The following is a 21,434-nucleotide window of genomic DNA, read 5'->3' as shown; positions in this document are numbered from 1 at the left end:
AACATTAAACCAATTTGAAATAGACTGGTAACCTAAAATTGCGGTAAATTTTTAAATTCAGGTTAGTTCTGGCAAGTACTTGATCCCTACAGTCGCCAACATTAAAACTATATCCGGTATGTTCCTTGGTTTATAGCCGTGGTAATTATCCGGCGAATTTCTTCTGGGTTTTGTTCTGCGGTCGGGAGCACATGCCGCTCCAGTTCTCCCAGCGCCACAAATTGCTGGTGAAGTGCCGAAATAACAACAGGATTGGTAAGAGTATTCCCGCCGCGTTCCTGGCACCGTTGAATAGCTAGGGCGAGCGGCGGGCGTAATACCAGGTAGTGTAGCGGTACTTGCAGTATCCGGAATAGCGGCAAAAACCAAGGCCCTATTATGCCATCCAGCACCACAAAATATCCACCCCGGGCATATTCTTCGGCCGCCCTGGCGAGTACCTGCATCACTACTTTGTTTTGCTCGTGGGCTTCCGGTAAGTAAGGGTCAATGGTTCCCTGCTTAATAAAATGCCAGAAATCATCGGCGGGCAAGTGCACTTTAGAACAACCGGGTTGCTGGGCGAGCATTTGTGCCAGGGTGGTTTTCCCGGAACCCGGCGGCCCAGACAAAATCAGCAGATTGCCCGCCCAAGAGCCTGTTTTGTTTTTGCCGGTTTTAGACATGGCTTCGCTATTTTGGCCTAAGTGCCTGTATGTAAACTATTCGTTGTTGCAGTATAGATCTTTGCTCCTATTCTAAAGGTCAGCGTATATAAGCACAAGAACAAGCACAAATAAATTAAATATTACAATTAGTTAATGATTTCGGCTTTTGGATCGGCCCGTAACCGCGCTATGTTTTCGCGCCATTTTTGGTGTTCTTCCGGGGTTAATCTTACCCAATCGGTTACTTCGCCCACAATTTTTAAGGGAGACCGGCTGCGGTACGAACGCGTGGGGTTACCGGGAAATTTCTTATCCGTTACGTTTGGGTCGTTTTCAAAACTTCCGGTTGGCTCTACCAGGTAAACTCTGGGTGGTCCTTCTCCCGGCACCAATTCCGCGGCCAAACCTGCTCCTGCTACTAAAGCCGTGAAATAGATATGGTTCATAATAATGTCCGGGTTATAGTTAGATTTAAAGCCGGCAGTCAGAAAATCACCTACGCGCAAATCGGCTTTGGTACCGTGATAAAAAGGTCCGGTGTCTAATACTGGAGTCTCTTCGGTAGTTTTCATAATTCTTTGCTATTTAACTGGTTAATGGTGCGGTTCATTAATTTAATGTATTGGCCAAAATAGGTTTCCAGAACCCGTAGCTCTTCTGCCGAAAATGTGGCAATCAGTTCTTCTGTATTTTTTTGGAAATCCTGGTAATACGGCTGCAGCAGCGCCCGTATTTTTTCCTCATCGGGAACAATAAAAACCTTACGCCGGTCGGTTTTATCAAATTGCCTTTTTACAAGTTGCTTTTTCTCGAACCGGTCAATTAAGCCCGTTACTGCTCCGGTTGTTAAACCCGACAGTTCAGCTAACTCACCCGCCGTTAGTTTTCCCTTTTGCAGAAAAAAGCCCAAATACTTATGATCAGTCGCGGAAAAACCAGCTTGCCGGGCAATGGTTTCGTGCATTTGCAAGGCAGTATAGGCGTACTGCTGGCTCAGCTTTCTTAATTGAATAACCTGATCATTCATTAAATTTATCTTTATTACTAAATATCTTACTCACAAAGATAATCAAGATTATTGTTTAGTAAAAACCCTTTTGCATTTTAATCAATGATTTGCCGGTGAAATAAAGAGTTATTGCTTAATAAAAACCGGTAATTGAGTAAACTTGTTTTTTTTAAAATTTACAATTTACAGACCGCTTTTGCTACCCACATTTCTATCAGTATGTTACTGTTGCCCAGTTGCCATCGGCCTCAGGTAAAAGCAGATCTTAAGAATAAAAAAATTCAAAAATCAGGTTGAATAACAACTTTTCTATAATCCAGGTAAGTACCTCGTTTTTAAATGAATAAGTTATCTTATTTTTTATTTCTTACGTATTTATACAAACAGCAAATAAATGCGGATTTAACCTAAAATTTGAAAAAACTATGGCTCAAAGCACAGTATCAACCGAAAGTTACGGCGTCCGCTACGGCCTGATTGCGGCAGTGGTTATGATTGCCTACTTCCTGTTCATTAACATGATTAATTTACAAGATGTGGAGATTGTCCGGTTTGCCAGTAATATCTTTATTATTCTGGCAGTAATGTGGGCAATTTATTCTTTTAAAAACAACTACCGCGGTCCGGTACCCTACTTACCCGGCTTAGCCGTTGGTTTTTTGGTGGGTTTAATTGGGTCGGTGGTATACGCCTTTTTTATTTACGTGTATGCCAAATTCCTGAATCCGAACTACGCCACCGTACTTAACACCCAGGATTATTACGGCTCGGTATTAAGCCCCATGATGCTGGCCGGAGCCATTACCATTCTGGGAACCGCCGTGGGCACCATGACGGGCTACATTCTGATGATGGCCTACGATAATTCAGGCGCTCGCACCACGGAATAAACAAGTAAAAAACCCAACCCATTACTATAGCAAAAGCCGGTTCATAACCGGCTTTTTTTGTGCTTAATTTTTTAATTTTTTCAAATTTTGTGATAAAACATGGCAGGGTAAAAGCACTTAATTAAGCCGGCGAAGCGGAATCGGCCTCAAGATAAGATGCAAACCCGGAAGAAGTTTAGGGAATAGAACACAAATTTCTATCTTCGCTTTTCACCTCCTAGCCCGACCCGGATGACCAACACGTATTATCTGTTAGCCCTTCTGATTGTTAGTATTGGTTTTATTATCTGGATTACGGCTTATAAAAAAGTAAACGCGTTTTTTGCTTTGCTGTTAGCGGCTTTGGGCGTAGGCGCGCTTAGTGGCTTGCCTCTCGCGGAAATAGTTACGGTATTAAAAACCGGGTTTGGCCATACCATGGAAAAAATTGGCTTGCTAATTATCTTTGGTACTACCCTGGGCGTTATTCTGGAACGAACCGGCGCTACCATCAGCATGGCCAATGCCATTCTGCGGCGCGTAAAAGAAGAAAATGCGCCGGTCGCCATTGCCTTAACCGGTTTTATTATTGGCATTCCCATTTTCTGCGACAGCGGTTTTATTATATTAAGCGGCTTAAATCATTCGTTGGTAAAAAAATCACACCACCGTATGCCTGTGATGGCGGCGGCTTTGGCTACTTCGTTATACGCGGTGCATTGTTTGGTACCGCCCCACCCGGGCATAACGGCGGCCGTGGGTACCGCTAACGGCGATTTAGGTTTAGTAATGTTGTGGGGCTTAGGGCTGGCAATACCCGCGGCAATAGTAGGTTATTTCTGGAGCGTGGGACGCGGCAAACACATAGAACACGCTTACCTGCAGCCAAAAGCGGAAACAGAAACAGAAGAATTTAAAAAATTGCCTTCGGCGGGCCTTTCTTTTTTGCCGGTTATTTTACCCATTGCTTTAATTGCTTTAAAATCTGTGATGTTGCTTCTGGTTAATGGGGCAGCAGTACAAGAGCAGGTAGTTTGGCAAATTCTTTCGTTTGTGGGCGAACCCGTTATTGCCCTGGCTATTGGTATTATTACATCTTTTTCACTGATACAGCCAGAATTTAAAAAAAACATATCGCCCTGGCTCACGGATGGCGTAGACAAAGCCGGAATGATTCTGGCCATTATTGCTGCCGGGGGCATGTTCGGCGAAATGTTGCAGGCAACCGGCATGGGTAAAAATTTAGGAAACCTGCTGAGTGGCTTATCACTGGGTATTTTTTTCCCGTTTTTAATTGCCACTATTATTAAAACGGCCCAAGGCTCTTCTACGGTAGCGGTAATTACGGCGGCTTCGCTGGTAACTCCCCTGCTCCCGGATTTGGGCCTGCAAACGCCCACCGCATTAACCCTGGCTATTCTGAGTATGGGCGCCGGTAGTATGCTCATCAGTCACGCCAACGACGCGTATTTTTGGGTAATTAGTCGCTTTTCTAACCTCGAAACGGCCGCTACTTTAAAAGTATACAGTGTAGCCAGTATTTTTATGGGAATAACGGTGCAACTGCTCATATGGGGTGTAACCTGGTTCACAACTTAGTTTTGCCATTTGCTTTGGGTTAAACTTGCCAGTAAAATTACTTTAGCTAATGCAGACGTTTGCTTAAAATCTACCATGAAATAGAAATAAATGAGGAATGAATCAGGGTACACCCAAAAAAACTTGGCTTTGGCCGAAACCTTAATCCAGCTTTTTAGTTTTATAAACAGGCAAATTTAACGCTGCGATTTTAGCCTGTTTCTTAGCAATTAGGATTCTTCGCTTTTCCACTGCAAAAATCCGGCTGAAGGTTAATCTAATTTTCAGCGGCATTTCTTTCTTTCATCTTTCTTCCGGAATATTCCGGTATCTCTTTCTTATTCGGGGCATAGTTATTACCGCAAACTATCAAGACTTTAAATTTTTGAGGCAAGTTTTTAAAAATTGACATTTTTGAATGCTTACCCCATTTAATATAAACTTAATATTAGAATTAAAACGCGATTAAAGACAGATTAAAGCAAAATTAAAACGACTTAATTAAAAATTAAAATTTAATTAAATTTACATACAACTTTAATTTTATTTTAAGGCTTTATCTTATTATTTATGGTATTTTCATTAAAACAGCATTAAAAGTAAAGCAATTTTTAAAAGATATCGATTTTAATCAACTTTTAACCTCCCTTTAATAGCATATTAATTCCTGCAGTTCAACTTTGCACACTTCCCTTTATCAAAGGTTATCGCATCTAAAATAATGAACTGTGAAAAAAATAATAATCCCTACTGACTTATCTACCCGGTCGTTAGACTTAATCAAGTACGGTCTGCAAATAATGAAAGGCCAGACTTGCCAGATTATTCTGCTGCAACTGATTCCTCTGCCGGATTCCATTACGGAATTAATAATGTTGCCGCGAGAAGAAGAAACTCTGGCTAATATTAATACGCCGTTCCACAAAGCCCTGGAACGAATTCGAAAATTATACGCCATTGAAATTAGTAGCCTAGAGGTAGTACCGCTGTATGGGGGTAATGCTTTAAAAATTCGCAACTTTATCGACAACCATGGTATTGATTTAGTGCTGTGCCCGGTGGCAGATACCCATTATGCCGACCCGAACAGCGGTGAAACCTTTAGTTCTTTAATTAAAGATGTGTCGTGCCCGGTGCTGTACATTCCCAGTGAATTAGACTCGTTGCAATTCCGCAAAATTGTGTACCTGCTCGATACCGACGATAAGTACACTTTGCTCTTGCACGATTTACTGCTAAACCTCACGGCTGGCACCGATTACTACGTAACCTTTTTAATCATTTTTAAACCCGAAAGCGCCCGGGGTAAGCTGGAACAGGTATTAAATAAAGTATACCGCAACGAAAAGCTGAAAGGTGTAAACTGCTCCGTACATCTTATCCAGGAAAAAGATTTTAAAGGGGGTGTTTACACTTTCGTGGAAGAATTTAAAACCGATTTACTGGTAACCGGCCGGAAAAAGAATTTGCTTGGTAATTTATTTACCCGCAAGCGCATTTCCAAAGATGTAGCCAAACACACTAAGGTTCCTTTTTTGACCATTTCTTAAAGTTTTTCCGCTTAAAGGCATCCTGCCGTTCTCACCTTAGATTAACTACTATGCTACTGAAAAAGAAAATTCCGATATCTTACGTTTTTGGGAAAGTAAAATACGAAATCAGTTTTGTACTTATATATGCTACCCTTATTGGCGTTTGGGATAAATACTTTCATACCATTAATATTCATATCCCATTGAGCGTACCCATGATTTTGGGCACGGTACTGTCCCTGCTGCTCGCTTTTAAATCGAATCAGGCTTACGACCGCTGGTGGGAAGCCCGCATTGTGTGGGGCGCCATTGTAAACGACTCGCGCACCCTAACCCGTCAAATTTTAAATTTTATGGCCGATCCGTACGTGTCGGTAAACGTGAAAAATTTTCAGGATCGTTTTGTGAACCGGCAAATTGCCTGGTGCTACAGTTTGGGGCAGTCGCTCCGCAACCAAATACCCACCCAACAACTGGATAAATACCTGGAACCGCATGAAATGGAATTTATCAGTAAACACGACAACGTACCCAACGCGCTACTGCAACTGCACGCCCGCGATTTAAAAAACATACTGGAAGAAGGCCAGATCAACAAAATCCAGCAATTGGCCTTGGATGAAACCCTTACCCGGCTTTGCGACTCTATGGGAAAATGCGAAAGAATTAAAAACACGGTATTTCCGGCCACCTACAGCTTATACATTCATTTTTCGCTGTTTGTATTTATATTATTACTGCCATTTGCGCTCCTGGAAACCTTTGGGTTATTCCAGGTTCCGATGATCGCAACCATTGCTTTATCGTTCTTTTTAATCGAGAAAATGGCAATTCACTTGCAGGATCCGTTTGAAAATAAACCTACCGATACGCCCATGACCACCATTACGCTCACCATTGAACGTAACCTGAAACAAATGGTGAACGACAACAAAATACCCGAAAAAGTACCTGCCGATAAGTTCTACGTTTTGTAATTGGATGTTAGATATTGATTTTAGATGTTCAGGTATGATTGCAAAAACGCCACCATCTGGGCTAATAATGTAATCTGGTACTGATGTTTGTTCGACAAGTTTGGATTAACAGGCATACGATTTGTTTTAAAAATTTACTTTCCTGTTTTTATTTTGAACAGCCGGGGCCTTAAACCTGGCTGTACTTTTATTCTAAAACTGGAATAAGAGTAAAAATTGAAATTTTAAATATCCTTAATTCTGGGCACTTTGCTACCTTCTACATCTTTAGGTATAAGTAGCCAAATAATCAGATACACCACTATACTTGCTGGTTTTACTTAGATTTATAATCATAAATAAATTAATTAGTTGTCATCTCATTATAGCATACTTTAAAAAATTTAAATTAAAATGAACAGGCATAAAACCAGAACAAAGCATTGGTTATTTGCTTATGTCCTTTATCTTTGCCCCGATACTATCTAGAAGTGTACCGTTTTAAAAACTATATCGCCCTGTTTTTACTGCTTTTGTTTGTGCGCGTAATTGTGCCGGAAGCAGCGGTACTGGCTTTGCACACCCACGAACATACCCAGGACAACCTGGATAAAATGGATACGGGATTAAAACTGGAAAAAGCCCACACCCATTGCCATACAGATAATATTTACAATACCCCTTTCTCGCCAGCATACGGCACCGTTACTTACCCAACTCCGGTTACTTTTACCCAAACCTACGCCGCTTTAACCGGCTTTGCCTGGCAATTTACCTTTCCGAATAATACCGAGCTCCGTGGTCCGCCGGTAGTTTAATTTTTTCTTTTAACGGTACAGATTACCTCTACCCTGTTTTATATGTAAACGGCGGTTTGTTTGGCTATTCTTATTTTTTAGTTCTTATCTGGTAATCTGCCGCTAGCCTATCTATTTTTTTATTTCCGCCAGTAGAGTTTCCGGTTCTCCGGAGAAAGCTGCGCGTTTTTAAAATTTTAAAAATGATCAAGTATTTTTTCTTGGGGTGGCTGCTGCTTGGCAGTGGGCCACTTTCCGGGCAAATTCTGTCGTCGGCTACCCCAAACTGCGGCCTTTCTTTATCCGGCACAGTATCGGATCAGCACCACGGACAAGCCTTGCCCGCCGCTACCCTGGTACTGGAAGAACTTAACCAGGCCGTACAAACCGATGCCGACGGGCATTACCATTTCCATGGTTTATGCCCGGGCGTTTACCACCTGAAAACCACTTACGTGGGCTTTGAAACTGTGCAGCAGGAAATACGCTTGTTGGCCTCAGCTAACCGGAATTTAAAATTACATCCTACTGCAACCGCTCTAAACGCTGTACAAGTGGTGGGGCAAAAGCAAGTACCTACCCCCACCCAAGCTTCGGGTAAATTAGAAGGTCAGCAACTGGAACAAACCCGCGGCGAATCACTGGGTAAAGCGTTGGAACAACTGGCCGGCGTTACTACGCTCAACACGGGGCCTAGTATTTCCAAACCGGTAATTCATGGGCTGCACAGCAACCGGGTATTACTTTTAAACAATGGCGTTCGGCAGGAAGGCCAACAATGGGGCACCGAACACGCCCCGGAAATTGATGCCAGCGTAGCCTCGCGGTTAACGGTAGTAAAAGGGGCGGCCGGCGTACGCTACGGCTCCGATGCCATTGGCGGGGTGGTGTTGGTAGAGCCAGCTCCCTTGCGCGACTCTGTAGGTACCGATGCCGTTATTAATTTGGTAGGCATGAGCAACAACCGCATGGGCCAAGTGAGCGGTGTGGTAAATCATAATTTTAAAAAATGGCCGGCCTGGAGCTTACGGGCCCAAGGTACTTTAAAAAGAGGCGGTAATACCCGTACTCCCAATTATTTTTTAAAAAATACCGCTTTTGCGGAGCAAAACTTTTCGGCGGCGATGGGCTACAACCAGGATAGCCATGGCGTAGAAATTTACTATAGCCAGTTTAATACCCGTTTAGGAATTTTATCGGCTTCGCACATTGGCAATTTAACCGATTTGCAGCGGGCCATTGACAGTCCGGTACCCCTGGAAACCTCCGGGTTTAGTTACCAGATCAATCGCCCCTACCAACAGGTACAGCACCAATTGTTAAAAATAAGCGGTTACTTGAATACCGGCGAAGCAGGTAAACTTACCTGGCTTAGTTCTTTTCAGGAAAATAAACGGGCCGAGTACGACAAACATTTGCCCCGCAACAACGAACAAGCAGCTCGTAATTTACCCGAGTTAGATTTACAATTAAGTAGTTTTTACAACGAGTTGGCCTGGGAGCATCGTTCTTTCCGGAATCTTACCGGCACCATAGGCCTAACCGGCATGGTACAGCGCAACCAATACAGCGGCCGCTTTTTTATTCCGAATTATTGGAATTATACGGGCGGGATTTACTGGCTGGAAAAATGGCAAAAGAATAAATGGCTCCTGGAAGCGGGCGCTCGCTACGATTACCGTTTCCTGGATGTAATATTTTACGAAGGCAAACAACGCACCGAGCCGCAGTTTACTTACCATAATTTTTCCGGCACTTTGGGTGGGGTTTACGAGCTCAATCATCACGTATCGTTCCGGTTAAACGGGGGCACGGCGTTTCGTTCGCCTAACGTAAATGAGCTATTCAGCAATGGTTTGCACCACGGCACGGCTTCCATCGAGATAGGCGACCAAAACTTAAAACCCGAAACGGCCTACAATCTGGTGGCCACCGCGGTTTACCAAAGCACCCAAAAGTTAAATGCCGAGCTGAGTGTTTATTCTAACTACATCCAAAATTACATTTACCTGGCGCCGGTATTTCCGGCTACGCTTACGGTGCGCGGGGCATTCCCGACTTTCCGGTATACCCAAACCAATGCGCGTTTTACTGGGGCGGATGTATCCGTTAACTACCGTTTTGCTCCGCCTTTGTCCGTTCAGGCGAAAGCCAGCGTGGTGCGGGCCCGCAATCAAACCACCAAGGATTATTTAATCCTAATTCCGCCGGATCGGCTGGATGCCACGTTGCGGTACGAATGGCAAAAGCAAAAATTTAAAAAATTCTCGCAGTCATTTATTCAGGTGGGCACTTTGCTCGTGGGCGAGCAAACCCGCGTGCCAACTCAGGCCATCGCTAATCCAAATCCGAAAGAAGAAACCACAACTTTTGTACCCGTTAACGGCGACTACAAGGCCCCACCAAGCGGTTACGCTTTGTGGCAAGCGGCTGTTGGCACCACCTTTCAGGCCGGGGATCAACCCATCGAAATCAGTATTTCGGGTACCAATTTACTTAACACCACTTACCGCGATTACCTCAACCGTTTCCGCTATTTCGCCGACGAAATGGGCCGGAATGTGGTACTGCGGGTACGAGTGCCTTTAAACTTTACTTCTAACTAAATTTTTTCATAAACCCTTAAACTTACTATGATGCTTAAAAATGAGAAAAATCCATTCAAGCGAAACTTCCTGAAACCCGGTTTGCTATTTGTGCTGACCTGTGGGATGCTGATGAGCTGCGATAAAGACGATGACGATGCCGATGCTCCCGTTAACGAGTCGGAACTGATTACCACTGTTACATTAACCATGCGGGAAGTAGGCACCGCTAATACGGTAACCGCCACTTTCCGCGACCCGGATGGTGAAGGCGGCAATGCCCCCACCCAATTTGATGAAATTGTATTAAAACCCAATACGGTGTACAATACGACTATTACCTTGCTCGACGAATCGAAAACACCACCTGCTGATATTACCGAAGAAATAGAAGAAGAAGAGGAAGACCACCAGTTTTTCTTTACTCCTACGGCCGGTTTAAATGTGAGTGTAGCTTACGACGATGGCGATGACAACAACTTACCGGTTGGTCTGGAAACCAAAATAACCACCGGTGCCCCCAGTACAGGCTCTCTGAAAGTAACCCTAAAACACCAGGTAGGCACCAAAAACAATAACATTGCCACCGGCGAAACCGATGTGGAATTAAATTTTATTACCAAAGTGCAGTAATCCGCGGAAGTGACCTTCGGGTCACTTTTTCTTCAAAAATTAAAAATTTTAAAAATTACCTATAAAACTTATGAAATCAACTTACAACAAATTGATTATTAGTGCTCTTGCTATATTTTCTCTTACTGCCTGCGACAACGACGATGATACCAACGTAGTAAACCCTCCGGTCGATGCGAATAAAGAATACGAGTACATCCGGATCTTAACCACCGATGGTACGTCCAACGCGCTCACGCAAATTAAACCGGCCGACGGCAGTGTGATAAACTTAGAAGCCAAATACCCCAACGCTTCGTTGTACGCTACTGCTACTGGCCGCTACGCTGCCGTGTTGTACAATAGCCAAAACTTGGTGGAATTCTTTGATACCGGATTGGAATATCACGGAGATCATGTCGATGTAAAAGGAACTCCTAAGTTTGCTGCAATAACTGGAGATGGAAACAAACCTACACATTACAAAACAAAAGGCGACGAATCGATGGTGTTTAATGATGGCGATGGCACCTTAAGTATTGCCAAGGAAGCGGACTTTCACGTTTCGGGGGCTAAAATGCAGGTAATAAATGCCGGTTTAGAGCCGCACCACGGGGCCATGGTTAAATTTGATAATGGCAACTACGGGGTTACTATCTTGGATAATGCTTCTAGCTTGCCCGGACCGCACGGCGTAAAAATTATTAATGCTTCGGGCGCCGAGGTGGTAGCTTCTACCCTGCCCACCAGCCGCATTCACGGCAATGCTACCGATGGTACCAACGCTTTATTTGGCGCCGAAGGTGGCATATTAGTGGTTACGCAAAACGAGGAGCAACGCCTCATTCCGAATCCGGAAGGTTTTGGCACCGTACGGGCTGGTACTATTTTGTATGCCGCGGAAGCTCGTAAGTTTTTGGCTTATACCAATTTAAAAGGTGTATACACCGTTGATCTGGCCGGAAACAAAATGAATCCCTTGTTCGAAAGCACCGACATTATGCAATGTAAATTAGATAAAGAAGGCGAAAATTTATTGATTTTATTACTGGATGGCACCTTAAAAGTGTACGACCTTGAAACCGGCAAACTAGACCGGGAAGGCAAAGTAATTGCCGCTACCCTAGCCACCGAAATTTATAAACCAGTAATAGAAGCTACGGATGATTTTGCTTATATCGCTCTACCTGCTCTCGGGGAAGTACACCAAATTTTATTATCAGATTTTACCAAGATCAACAAAATAAAAGTTTCCGCTCAGCCTACCAAAATAGCTATTCTGGGCTACGAAACAAATGAGTCGCATTGATAGCCGGCTTAAATTAAGATTTTAATGACCATAAAAAAGAGCTACTTTACCGGCTCTTTTTTATGGTCAATCTTTGAATGCTTCTGATAAAGTTACATAGATCAAGAGCAACTTAGGCGCGTAATTTTTAAAAATTTCGACTTGGTTTTATTTCAAGGAATAGCTACCCGCGACACCGTAAAAGGAAGTACCGGATTATTGGTAACGCGGCGGTTTAATTGTCCGTTTACCACTAAAAAGTAATTGCCCGCTTTATCCAGGGTGGTATTGAATAACAGGTTAGTGCCAAAACCGGCGCCTAGGGTGCCTTGCGTATACTCGTTGTTGAGTGTTACCGGGAAAATCTGGTTGGTAGCGTTGCGGGAAACATACAGCACATTGCCGTTTAAATAAAGTCCATCGCCGGCCGTAACGGGCGCATCCAAGGCTATCTCCTGAATAGCTTTACTGGCTTTATCGATGCGGTACAGTTTGCCAGAGTTAGAAACCACCATAATTAAATATTTATTATCCGGGGTATTTACAATGCCATTGGCATTGATGCCAGTAGCATACGGGATTTCAGAATTGGTGAAAGTTAGCCATTCTTCCATCTCATCGGGGGCATCGAGGGTAACATTGGTGCGGTATATTTTTTGAACATTGGAGTCGGTAAAATAAATGTGGGTATTATCGTAAACGCAATCGTTAATAAACCCCGAACCAAATAAGGTACTGGTATTCCAGCTTTTAATTAACATGCCCCGAATATCTAAAACCTGAATGGTATTACTAGCGCCGCCGCAAACCCACAACCGGTCTTTAGGGTCTATTTTCATGCCGGTAGCCGCGGCCCGGTTTTGCTGACTCCCCGAAGCAAATAGTGTAACGTCGCCGTCTTCCGCATCTACCCGCACAATATCGCCGTTAGTAGTGCTGCCCGTAAAAAAATCCCCGGATTTCTGGTGAAACGCAATGCCCTCGGGGTAAAAAGTATCGCCCGGAATAGCGTAGGTTTCCTGCTCTACTTCAATATCATCCATATCGTTGTCATCGTCGGAACAGGCAAAGGTTCCTGAAATTAGGAACAGGGCAAATAACAGCTTTTTCATTTTGTAAGTAACTGGTCTGGTATTACCGGGATAAACGAAAATCAGGTTGAATGGTTAATCCCCAACTGGGTATAGGGCAATTAAAAAAGGCAACCGGTTTAATACCAGTTGCCTTTTAATAGTAGGTTCATTTTTTTAAATTTCTTGCTTTTCTTAATCCCCTGTCTGGTTAAAACTTACCGTAAAAGTAGTGCCTTTATTTAGTTCGCTTGCTACTTCAATGGTACCGCCCAGTGCTTCTATCTGCATTTTGGTTAAGTACAGGCCTAGCCCTTTGGCGTTTTCGTGGCGGTGAAAAGTTTTGTATAAGCCAAAAAGCTTATCGCCCATTTTGGCTAAATTCATCCCTAAACCATTATCGCTTACTGCTATATAAATGCGCTCGTTCGCTAACCACGATTTTATGGTTACTACCGGAGCCCGTTCGGGGGAGCGGTATTTAATAGCATTAGACATTAAATTATGCAGAAAACTTTCAACGTAAATTTTAGGCAACAAAATGGTTTTTACTTGTAAATCAACGTGCCACTCCACGGGCGCCTGGCCCGGAATAGCCAGCAAATTTTGTTGTTCTTTTTGAATTATCTCGCTTAGCTGTACCTCCTCAACAGGTAATTGACGGTTTATCCGGGTTTTCAGGATTACGTTTAAGTCTTCGATGGTTTGTGTCATGTTATCGCTCACGCGCTTAATGTGCTCTATGGCAAAAGCAGCATTTTCCAGGTTAGGCTCATCCTGGTACAATTGGTGCAAACCGGTTATATTAGATAAAGGGGACCGTAAATTATGCGACATAATATGCGCAAAATCTTCGAGTTGGTCGTTTTTGGCCTGCAAAGCATCGGCGGCCTGGGTAAGTTCTTTATTTAAATTTTCGAGTTGGGTGGCCTGGTTACGTAACTGCAAAGCCACTACATCTTTTAAAAACGTTTGCGTTATTTCCTGTTCGTTTAAGCTCCAGCCTTCCGATTTTCCTTTAATTACTTCTTCCCATTTTTCAAAAGATTTGCGGGGGTGCAAGCGCAGGTCCGCACCCAACTTAGGCAGTTCCGGGTTACCGGCCCACACGCGGGTTTCTTTAATTTCGGGTTTAAAAAACAACAAATACTCTTTATTATACCGCGATATTTCTAAAGCCAACAAACCACTGGCTACCTCGCGGTAAGCGGCGGCTTCCGGAAATATCTTCTCTAACTGACGGGAGCAAAAAAGCCGCTCCGTGTTATTTTCGGCCAACCAATCAATTAATGCCCGCACCTGCTCTTCGGTAGGTACCAAGCCAAAATTAGTAACTTGATTGCCCAAGGCCACAATGGCTCCCGTGCCTTCGGTAAGGGCCAACAGATTATATTCAGTTTTTAGCAGTCCGGCCCGGATGTTTTTACTACTGTTAATTTGCCGGATTAACTGCTCTTCGGTTTCCCTGAAACGGGCCCATTGTTTTTTATCCCGCTTTTCCTGAATAGAAGACACATTATTGGCAAAAGCTTTAGTAATTAACTCGCCCGTTTGCCGTTTCCAGACATCCATAAACACCGGCGTAACATTGTGACAGGAAATAAGCCCCCATAAATTACCTTTTACCAGAACAGAAAAAGAAATGGTAGCTGCCACTCCCATATTATGCACGTATTCCAGATGAATTTCTGAAGGATTACGAAGTTCTGATTTAATAATATTGGTGGGGGCGCCGGTGGTTGGGTTATAGTACGGTATTATTTCTACGGATGGGGCATGCACATCCGGAATTTGCCGGATATGTTTTTGCCGCAGCAGTTCCCGGGCGGGTGCCGGAATATCGCTGGCCGGAAAATGGTGCCCCAAATAAGCCGGCAACTGGTTGTTACGGGCTTCGGCAATTACTTCGGAGTTCCACTCGCTATCGTACTGAATTACTTCTACCCGGTCGTAAGCTAAAACCTCTAACAAAGTTTTAGCTACGGCTTGCGCTACACTGGCCAAGTTATCCAACACATTTAGCTGCTCGTTTAACCGCACCAAACGGTTATTATCTTTAATCCGGTCCAGGTCCGACGACGTAGTGTAAGGCTCCCCTTCCAGTATTATTTTATTTCCGGAAGTATGAATAAAACCAAAAAACAAATTTCCCTGCCAGGACAATAACTGCGGATTTACCGGTTGCTCCTGTAATAATATATCGTGCAGGTGTTGGTATTCTTCGTTGCTTAGCAGATCGGCTAAAGGCTGATTTAATAAGCTTTCCGGCGAAAAATTTAAAAAATCGGCCGTATTTGTGCTTGTTTGCTCAATAACGTGGGTAACTGCATCGAGCACCAGTAAAAAGCCGTGCGGTTGAATGCGGCCAATAATATAGATCGGTTCGGTATCGCAATTTGATAAATCAACGAAATGGTTTTTGTAATTTTGCATGAGGCCTGGAAAAGCAGCTTTTAATATAAGATGAATGATGCCTTTTAAGTACTACCTGTATACGCTTCTGGCAGTATATATTTTCAACGACGCAAAACTATTTACTTTTAATTGTAAACATTAAAAAAAGATGCCCGAAAAGTTATATTTTTAGAAAAATCAGCTACTCCAGGACATTCTAAACAACAACTTCGCTTTTAAAAAGTTATCGTACGCATGTTTATTTGCTAGTATATAAATGTTGTAATTAAACAGATTAAGCTGGAAAACTAGGTTAGCATCCGGCGCCAGAACTTATGGCTTTAAGTTTATTTACCAGTTGATTATATACCGGAATGCATTTGCTAAATTGTTATTTTAAAATTTTAATGGATACTGATCTTATTTTAAATGCATCCGGCTTTAAGCAAATACCTGCACGGAAAAATTAATTTGTCGTTACCGCACCAGGAATTCGTAAATTCTTGTTTCAAATTAAAATACACCCGGCGCCACGAAATATTAGTGCCTAAAGGCGGTATTGCCAAACACATTTATTTTGTGGTAAAAGGCTGTTTACGCGTTTTCTTAACCCAGGAAGATGGCAGCGAATCCACCCGTTTTCTTTTGTTCGAAGGTCGGCTGGGCACGGCTTTTCCCAGCTTTATTTTACAGCAGCCATCAATGGCCACTTTAGAAAGCCTGGAACCTTCGGAAGTACTGATGCTGAGTTATGCCAATCATCAAACCTTATTACAAGAAGTACCGGGTTGGGAAACCATGTACCGCCATTGTTTAGAACTGGATTATATTGCGGCTATTCAACGCATCGAAAGCTTTATAACCCAGGATGCCAAAGCCCGTTACCTCACCTTACTGCAAAATTACCCGGAAATCATTCAAAGGCTGCCAGCCAAAATTATAGCCGATTACCTGGGTATTTCGCAAGAAACCTTAAGTCGGCTTAAAGCTAAAAAGTAATTTATTGATAATTGTCAATCTTTTTAAGTTGGCAATCCGCTTGTTTTAAGAAAAAAAACAACCATATGTCCCGCTTTATCTTTTTACTTCTGTTTTGGCTGCCGGTCGCGGCATTTGCCCAAAGCAACCCTAAAACCCTTATCGGTCAACGAACTTTTACGTTCCACGATTCTGGCCGCAGGCGACCGGTAACTACGGAAATATGGTATCCAACAACAGAAATTTTAAAAAAAACCGATCAGGCATTTTCGCCTATTATCCGACAATACACGGTACGCGATGCTAAACCTACCGCGGGTAAATACCCTTTAATCATGCTTTCGCACGGCACCGGCGGCGGCAGACTTACCCTGGAGTGGTTGGCGCAAGCGTTGGTTCAAAACGGATTTATAGTAGCCGCCGTGGACCATTATGGCAACACCTACGATCATAAAATTCCTTTAGAATTTTTAAATTTTTGGAATCGGCCTTTAGATATAAGCTTTGCTATAACCAACCTACTGCAACACCCGGAAATTAAGCCCGTGATTGATGCGCAAAAAATAGGAGCTACCGGTTTTTCGTTGGGCGGTTATACAGTTATTGCCCTAGCCGGCGGCCAGTTAAATTACCAGAACCTGACTACCTATCTTAAAACCACTGGAAGAAAAGAATTAGAAATACCCGAACTACCCGGCTTAGCGCGGTACCTGGATGATAGCACCTTGCTTACTACTTCCCTGCGCCCTCCCGAGTTAAAAGATAGCAGAATAAAAGCTTTTTTTGCCATTGCCCCGGCATTAGGAGCCGGCTTTACCGCCAAGAATCAGTTTAATCAGGTAAATAAACCGGTTTACCTAGTGGGGGTGCAAAGCGATAGCATCGCCCCGGTTAAAACAAATGCCCGGCACTACCATCAGTTACTCGCCTCCTCCCAATACTATGAACTGCCGGGTAAAACGGGGCATTACGTGATGCTCAACGAAGCCAACGACGAAATGAAAAAAGCGGCCCCGATTTATTTTGCGGATGATGCAAGTGTAAACCGCCAACAGGTGCACGCCCAGGTAGCTGCTTTAGCCAGTAACTTTTTTAAAAATAATTTAAAATAATGCGCCTTTACCCAGCTAGTTGAAAATTTAAAAATTTAAAAAACAGAACGTTACTTTAAATTTATTCCCGTGTTTTGCCCGGCCAAGGCCAGCGCCCAGCTCCAGGCAACAGAATAAAACATTTATTCAGCAAACAACCAATTTACCAGTAAATGCATCTAAATCAGAAAGAAAGCCGGATACGTGAAAATTCGCGTATACTTTCCGCTATTTTTGCGTTATATAAATCATTTTTACAAACATAAAAATGAACAAAGAATTCGATCGAACCCAGCTTTTAAAAACAGCGCTCACCCACTCTGCCGTTACCATTGATGACCTAGCGAACCGCCTGGGATTAACGCCCATTTTGTTGTACCATAACCTGGAAAGTGAAGAAGAAGGCAATGCTACCGTAAAAGCGATAGCGGCAAGCTTAAATATTCCGGTGTCTTATTTTGAAGGAAAATACTACTACAACGAGCGTGGTCAATTAGAGCCCAGCCAACCAGAGTAATCTTACTTGTTTATTAAATTCTGCTAATTTAAACCAACATTTTAGTGCGCTCACCCGCATAATAGCCCCCAACTTGCTAATGCTTTAAATTTAATAGAAGATTAGTTTTAATAACAAATTAAAAACCGGCCTAAGCTACATAATAGTTTAGGCCGGTTTTTTTAAAAAGTCTTTTCCCAGCTCCAATTATAAGCCCCGGTGCTTTTTAAATAAATTAAAATAATTTTATTCCTGCTCCAACCTACTTTTTAAAAATCCCCTAAGGCTTTAGTTAAAATAAACACTTAAGGAGTCAAGGGCTAGCAGCAGCAAATAAAAGTGCCCACCACAAAATTTAAAATTTTCCTAAAGAGCCATAATATTATTTATCAAACTTTTAATTAAAAATAAATAATAATTGTAACCTTATAGAGTTGGTACTTTACTTAGTAGCTATTATCTTAGATTCAAATATATCTTAAAACCTGAAATGCGTTGTTATACAATATTAAGTTATTTTTATATTCCATTCTAAGCGCATTAATTAAAATATATTTTGTTCACTGAAGTTCAACTAAGTATTAATCTAATTTTATATAATTTAAATACAGTTACTTGCTGACAAATACTCAAAATTTAAAATTTTTGTCATTAAACTTTACTGTAAACTAACAGAAAAGATTTAAACAAAGCAGTAGAGCCTAATTTTTCTGTAAACCTATTCCCTAATTTTATAAAAATAGCTTTAACTACATTATATAACATAAACAATATTAGCAAAACGAATTAAAACAATAACTTTTATAAAAGAACCAATTTTTAAACAAGAATAAGACAAGCTGTTAAATATTAAAAATTCAGTATATAATTTAATATTAACATCCAGTAATTCCGTGACCCAACCGTTCCGGATATTCTAGTTACCGTTTGATGCTGTAATTAACCAAATTAGTTAAAGATAATTTTTTGCAGGAGGCATATCGCCTTTAAGTTCTTTCTTTCAGCAGGCAAGCATTACTAGAATATAGCCCTTAAGCATTCTGCACTAACAGAATACATTCCTGATCAAAACAGCTCTGGCTTCTTTAATCTTAAGCAAGTGAACACCACCAACACCTTTCGCGCTAACCATAAAAAAAGATTTTCGATTAAACTAAGCGGAATACTTTTTATTGCTTTGCTACTTTTTAATATAAATGCCAGCTCCGCGCAAGCCCGGATAAACTGGGACGCAGCTTACGGCGGCAGTGATAATGATTTATTGCAATGCCAGCAACAAACCAGCGATGGAGGCTACATTTTAGGGGGCACTTCTACCTCTCCCGCCAGCGGCGATAAATCTAAAGATTCAAAAGGGCAAGAAGATTTTTGGATTATAAAAGTAGATGCCTCCGGAAAAAAACAGTGGGATAAAACTTTTGGAGGCAGCGGCAAAGATTTTTTACAAACAGTACAGCAAACCCTGGATGGCGGCTACATTTTAGGCGGTTATTCTAACTCGCCGGTAAGCGGCGACAAATCAGATGTGGCAGCGGCCGAGTATGACTTCTGGGTAATTAAAATCAATGCCTCCGGCAAAAAACAATGGGACAAAACCTTTGGTGGCAAACGCAATGATTTTTTAATTTCCATAGCCCTCACCAGCGATAAAGGTTATATTTTAGGAGGCACATCCAACTCGCCGGCTAGTGGTAAACTGGGCATGAACAAATCTATCAGCTCTAGAAAAGAAAAAGATTACTGGATAGTTAAAATAAATTCCCGGGGGCAAAAAGAATGGGACCGAACCATTGGGGGCAGCAGCTTTGATTATTTACGGGTTGTTAAACAAACCCGCGATAAAGGATTTATTATCGGGGGCTATTCTTATTCACCCAGTAGTGGCCATAAAACAGGCACCAACAAAGGTTTAGGAGATTACTGGATTGTAAAATTAAATGCGTTTGGGCTAATTGAATGGAACAAAACCATTGGTGGCCGGAACGAAGATTTGCTGGAAACCCTGGAAGTCACCAAAGATGGTGGATATATTTTAGGCGGTACTTCCAGTTCTTCGGTTGGGGGTAATAAAACCCAGAAAAGCCACGGTGAAACAGATTACTGGCTTGTGAAGTTAGATAAAACCGGCACCATTATTTGGGATAAAACCTTTGGCGGTAGCCGCAAAGACAACCTGCGCTCGGTAAAGCAAACCAGCGATGGCGGGTACATTGTAGGTGGCTTTTCTACTTCTCCGGTAAGTGGCAACAAATCCGAAAAATCGAATAAAGACATTGACTTTTGGGTATTAAAATTAAATGCAGCCGGATCGTTGCTGTGGGACAAAACCATTGGGGGCAACCAAGAAGATGGCTTACAAACTGTTCAGCAGGTTCGCCCTGGAGAGTATGTTTTGGGCGGTTATTCTCTATCGTCGGCCACCGAAGACAAAACCGCTAGCTCTAAAGGAAACTACGATTATTGGTTGGTAAATATATCGGTAAACGAAGAATCGGCAAGTAATTACTCCGGCGCTTATACTTTAAATGTAAAAACCGACGGCAACGGTACCGTAGTTAATAGCAACCCCGCAGATTATTACCCCAGCGGCTCGGTAGTTTCTTTAAAAGCTAAACCTGCGCCAGGCTATAAATTTACCGGTTGGAGCGGCGACGTGAATGTGTTTCAAAACCCGTTAACCATTACCATCAATAGCAATAAAAAGGTTAAAGCTATTTTTGATCCGATCGGTCAAAACGTTTATGAAGCCGAAAATGCCTTTTTTATTAAAGGTGCCTTGGTTCAAAATGAACACAGAGATTACCGGGGCAAAGGTTACGTAGATATTAAAAGTAAGAGTTACGCCATTATTAGCTGGCTCCTGGCCGATCAAAAACCAGGTGATTGCGAGTTAACGTTCCGGTACTCGAATGGCAGCGGCACGGCATACCCTTTAAAAATAATCGTAAACGGCGAAATTATTGCAGAAGCTAAATCTTTTAAAACTACCGAAACCTGGTCTACGTGGTCGGATGTTACAGTTAAAGCAAAACTAAGGCCCGGATTAAATGAAATTAGATTGAAATCTGGTGAAAAAGGGGGGCCAAACATTGATTACCTACGAATTAAAAATTTAACCACCAGCACCGGAACAGAAATAGCTGCGGCCAACTCCGTGGCGAATCAATCTGAAAAATTAGCTGGAACGATTAGTTTTGCTTCGGAGCTGCTAATTTATCCAAACCCTGTTCCGCAATCGGCTACGCTTACCTTTGCGTTAAAGCAAGACGAGGCATACGAACTTTCTATTCACAATCTAGATGGTACCCTGGTACAAGCATTTCCGCCGGGTTTAGCGCAAGCCAATCAGGAGGTGCGGGTAACCTGGAATGCCAATTCTGTGAAAAGCGGTATTTACCTGGCCAAACTAAAAACAAAATCGGGGGTGCAAAATTTACGGTTGATTAAAAATTAGATTGTAGAAATTTAAATTTTTAAAAATTTAAATTTCTACGTCTCTTACAATTGCTTCTAAATTGTTTCAGGCAAAATA

General features: G+C 42.4%; 17 protein-coding genes. 12 read left to right on the top strand and 5 right to left on the bottom strand.

Annotated features, from left to right (window positions below; genetic code table 11):
- Window positions 1-107: 107 nt before the first annotated feature.
- From HUW51_RS16885 to HUW51_RS16875, 3 genes are all read right to left on the bottom strand, one after another.
- On the bottom strand, window positions 108-665 hold the full coding sequence (locus HUW51_RS16885) for an AAA family ATPase (protein WP_185270797.1): 558 nt from the start codon (window positions 663-665) through the stop codon (window positions 108-110).
- Between the two features lie 128 nt (window positions 666-793).
- Window positions 794-1,219: an NAD(+)--rifampin ADP-ribosyltransferase gene (gene arr, locus HUW51_RS16880; RefSeq protein ID WP_185270796.1), complete on the bottom strand. Its 426-nt coding sequence runs from the start codon at window positions 1,217-1,219 to the stop codon at window positions 794-796.
- Window positions 1,216-1,674 carry a MarR family winged helix-turn-helix transcriptional regulator gene (locus tag HUW51_RS16875; protein ID WP_185270795.1) on the bottom strand — a complete coding sequence of 153 codons (459 nt, stop codon included), beginning with the start codon at window positions 1,672-1,674 and terminating at the stop codon, window positions 1,216-1,218. Before HUW51_RS16875 ends, arr begins: the two co-directional genes overlap by 4 nt.
- Window positions 1,675-2,081: 407 nt before the next feature.
- Between HUW51_RS16875 and HUW51_RS16870 the strand changes: the two genes are divergently transcribed.
- The 8 genes from HUW51_RS16870 (at window position 2,082) to HUW51_RS16835 (ending at window position 11,894) form a co-directional block, all read left to right on the top strand.
- Window positions 2,082-2,546: a DUF4199 domain-containing protein gene (locus HUW51_RS16870; RefSeq protein WP_185270794.1), complete on the top strand. Its 465-nt coding sequence runs from the start codon at window positions 2,082-2,084 to the stop codon at window positions 2,544-2,546.
- A gap of 231 nt (window positions 2,547-2,777) precedes the next feature.
- Window positions 2,778-4,124 (top strand): GntP family permease, encoded by a 1,347-nt coding sequence (locus HUW51_RS16865; protein ID WP_185270793.1) that lies wholly within the window; start codon window positions 2,778-2,780, stop codon window positions 4,122-4,124.
- A gap of 707 nt (window positions 4,125-4,831) precedes the next feature.
- Window positions 4,832-5,653 (top strand): universal stress protein, encoded by an 822-nt coding sequence (locus HUW51_RS16860; RefSeq protein WP_185270792.1) that lies wholly within the window; start codon window positions 4,832-4,834, stop codon window positions 5,651-5,653.
- 50 nt (window positions 5,654-5,703) lie between these two features.
- Complete coding sequence (locus tag HUW51_RS16855) at window positions 5,704-6,612, top strand: bestrophin family protein (protein WP_185270791.1); 909 nt, start codon at window positions 5,704-5,706, stop codon at window positions 6,610-6,612.
- 449 nt (window positions 6,613-7,061) lie between these two features.
- Window positions 7,062-7,409 carry a hypothetical protein gene (locus HUW51_RS16850; protein ID WP_185270790.1) on the top strand — a complete coding sequence of 116 codons (348 nt, stop codon included), beginning with the start codon at window positions 7,062-7,064 and terminating at the stop codon, window positions 7,407-7,409.
- Between the two features lie 182 nt (window positions 7,410-7,591).
- The gene (locus HUW51_RS16845) at window positions 7,592-9,994 is read left to right on the top strand and encodes a TonB-dependent receptor (RefSeq protein ID WP_185270789.1); all 2,403 of its coding nucleotides are present in this window, start codon (window positions 7,592-7,594) and stop codon (window positions 9,992-9,994) included.
- Window positions 9,995-10,021: 27 nt separating this feature from the next.
- Window positions 10,022-10,606 (top strand): hypothetical protein, encoded by a 585-nt coding sequence (locus tag HUW51_RS16840; protein ID WP_228466695.1) that lies wholly within the window; start codon window positions 10,022-10,024, stop codon window positions 10,604-10,606.
- Between the two features lie 70 nt (window positions 10,607-10,676).
- Window positions 10,677-11,894, top strand: a complete 1,218-nt coding sequence (locus HUW51_RS16835) for a hypothetical protein (protein ID WP_185270788.1) — start codon at window positions 10,677-10,679, stop codon at window positions 11,892-11,894.
- Between the two features lie 152 nt (window positions 11,895-12,046).
- On the opposite strand, the gene HUW51_RS16830 is transcribed toward HUW51_RS16835, so the two are convergent.
- Window positions 12,047-12,985: an NHL repeat-containing protein gene (locus HUW51_RS16830; RefSeq protein ID WP_185270787.1), complete on the bottom strand. Its 939-nt coding sequence runs from the start codon at window positions 12,983-12,985 to the stop codon at window positions 12,047-12,049.
- A 153-nt stretch (window positions 12,986-13,138) separates the two neighbouring features.
- The gene (locus HUW51_RS16825; protein WP_185270786.1) at window positions 13,139-15,376 is read right to left on the bottom strand and encodes an ATP-binding protein; all 2,238 of its coding nucleotides are present in this window, start codon (window positions 15,374-15,376) and stop codon (window positions 13,139-13,141) included.
- 390 nt (window positions 15,377-15,766) lie between these two features.
- On the opposite strand from HUW51_RS16825, the gene HUW51_RS16820 reads away from it, so the two are divergent.
- From HUW51_RS16820 to HUW51_RS16805, 4 genes are all read left to right on the top strand, one after another.
- On the top strand, window positions 15,767-16,336 hold the full coding sequence (locus tag HUW51_RS16820; RefSeq protein WP_185270785.1) for a Crp/Fnr family transcriptional regulator: 570 nt from the start codon (window positions 15,767-15,769) through the stop codon (window positions 16,334-16,336).
- 65 nt (window positions 16,337-16,401) lie between these two features.
- On the top strand, window positions 16,402-17,427 hold the full coding sequence (locus HUW51_RS16815) for an alpha/beta hydrolase family protein (RefSeq protein ID WP_185270784.1): 1,026 nt from the start codon (window positions 16,402-16,404) through the stop codon (window positions 17,425-17,427).
- 247 nt (window positions 17,428-17,674) lie between these two features.
- A complete protein-coding gene (locus HUW51_RS16810; protein WP_185270783.1) occupies window positions 17,675-17,923 on the top strand; it encodes a hypothetical protein in 249 nt (82 codons plus the stop codon).
- 1,078 nt (window positions 17,924-19,001) lie between these two features.
- Window positions 19,002-21,356 carry an InlB B-repeat-containing protein gene (locus HUW51_RS16805; protein WP_185270782.1) on the top strand — a complete coding sequence of 785 codons (2,355 nt, stop codon included), beginning with the start codon at window positions 19,002-19,004 and terminating at the stop codon, window positions 21,354-21,356.
- Window positions 21,357-21,434 lie beyond the last annotated feature (78 nt).

It is taken from the genome of Adhaeribacter swui (genome assembly GCF_014217805.1).
In the GTDB taxonomy this organism is placed as follows: domain Bacteria; phylum Bacteroidota; class Bacteroidia; order Cytophagales; family Hymenobacteraceae; genus Adhaeribacter; species Adhaeribacter swui.
The sequence above is the reverse complement of the archived record's forward strand: the minus strand, read 5'-3'. Positions and strand labels throughout refer to the sequence as shown.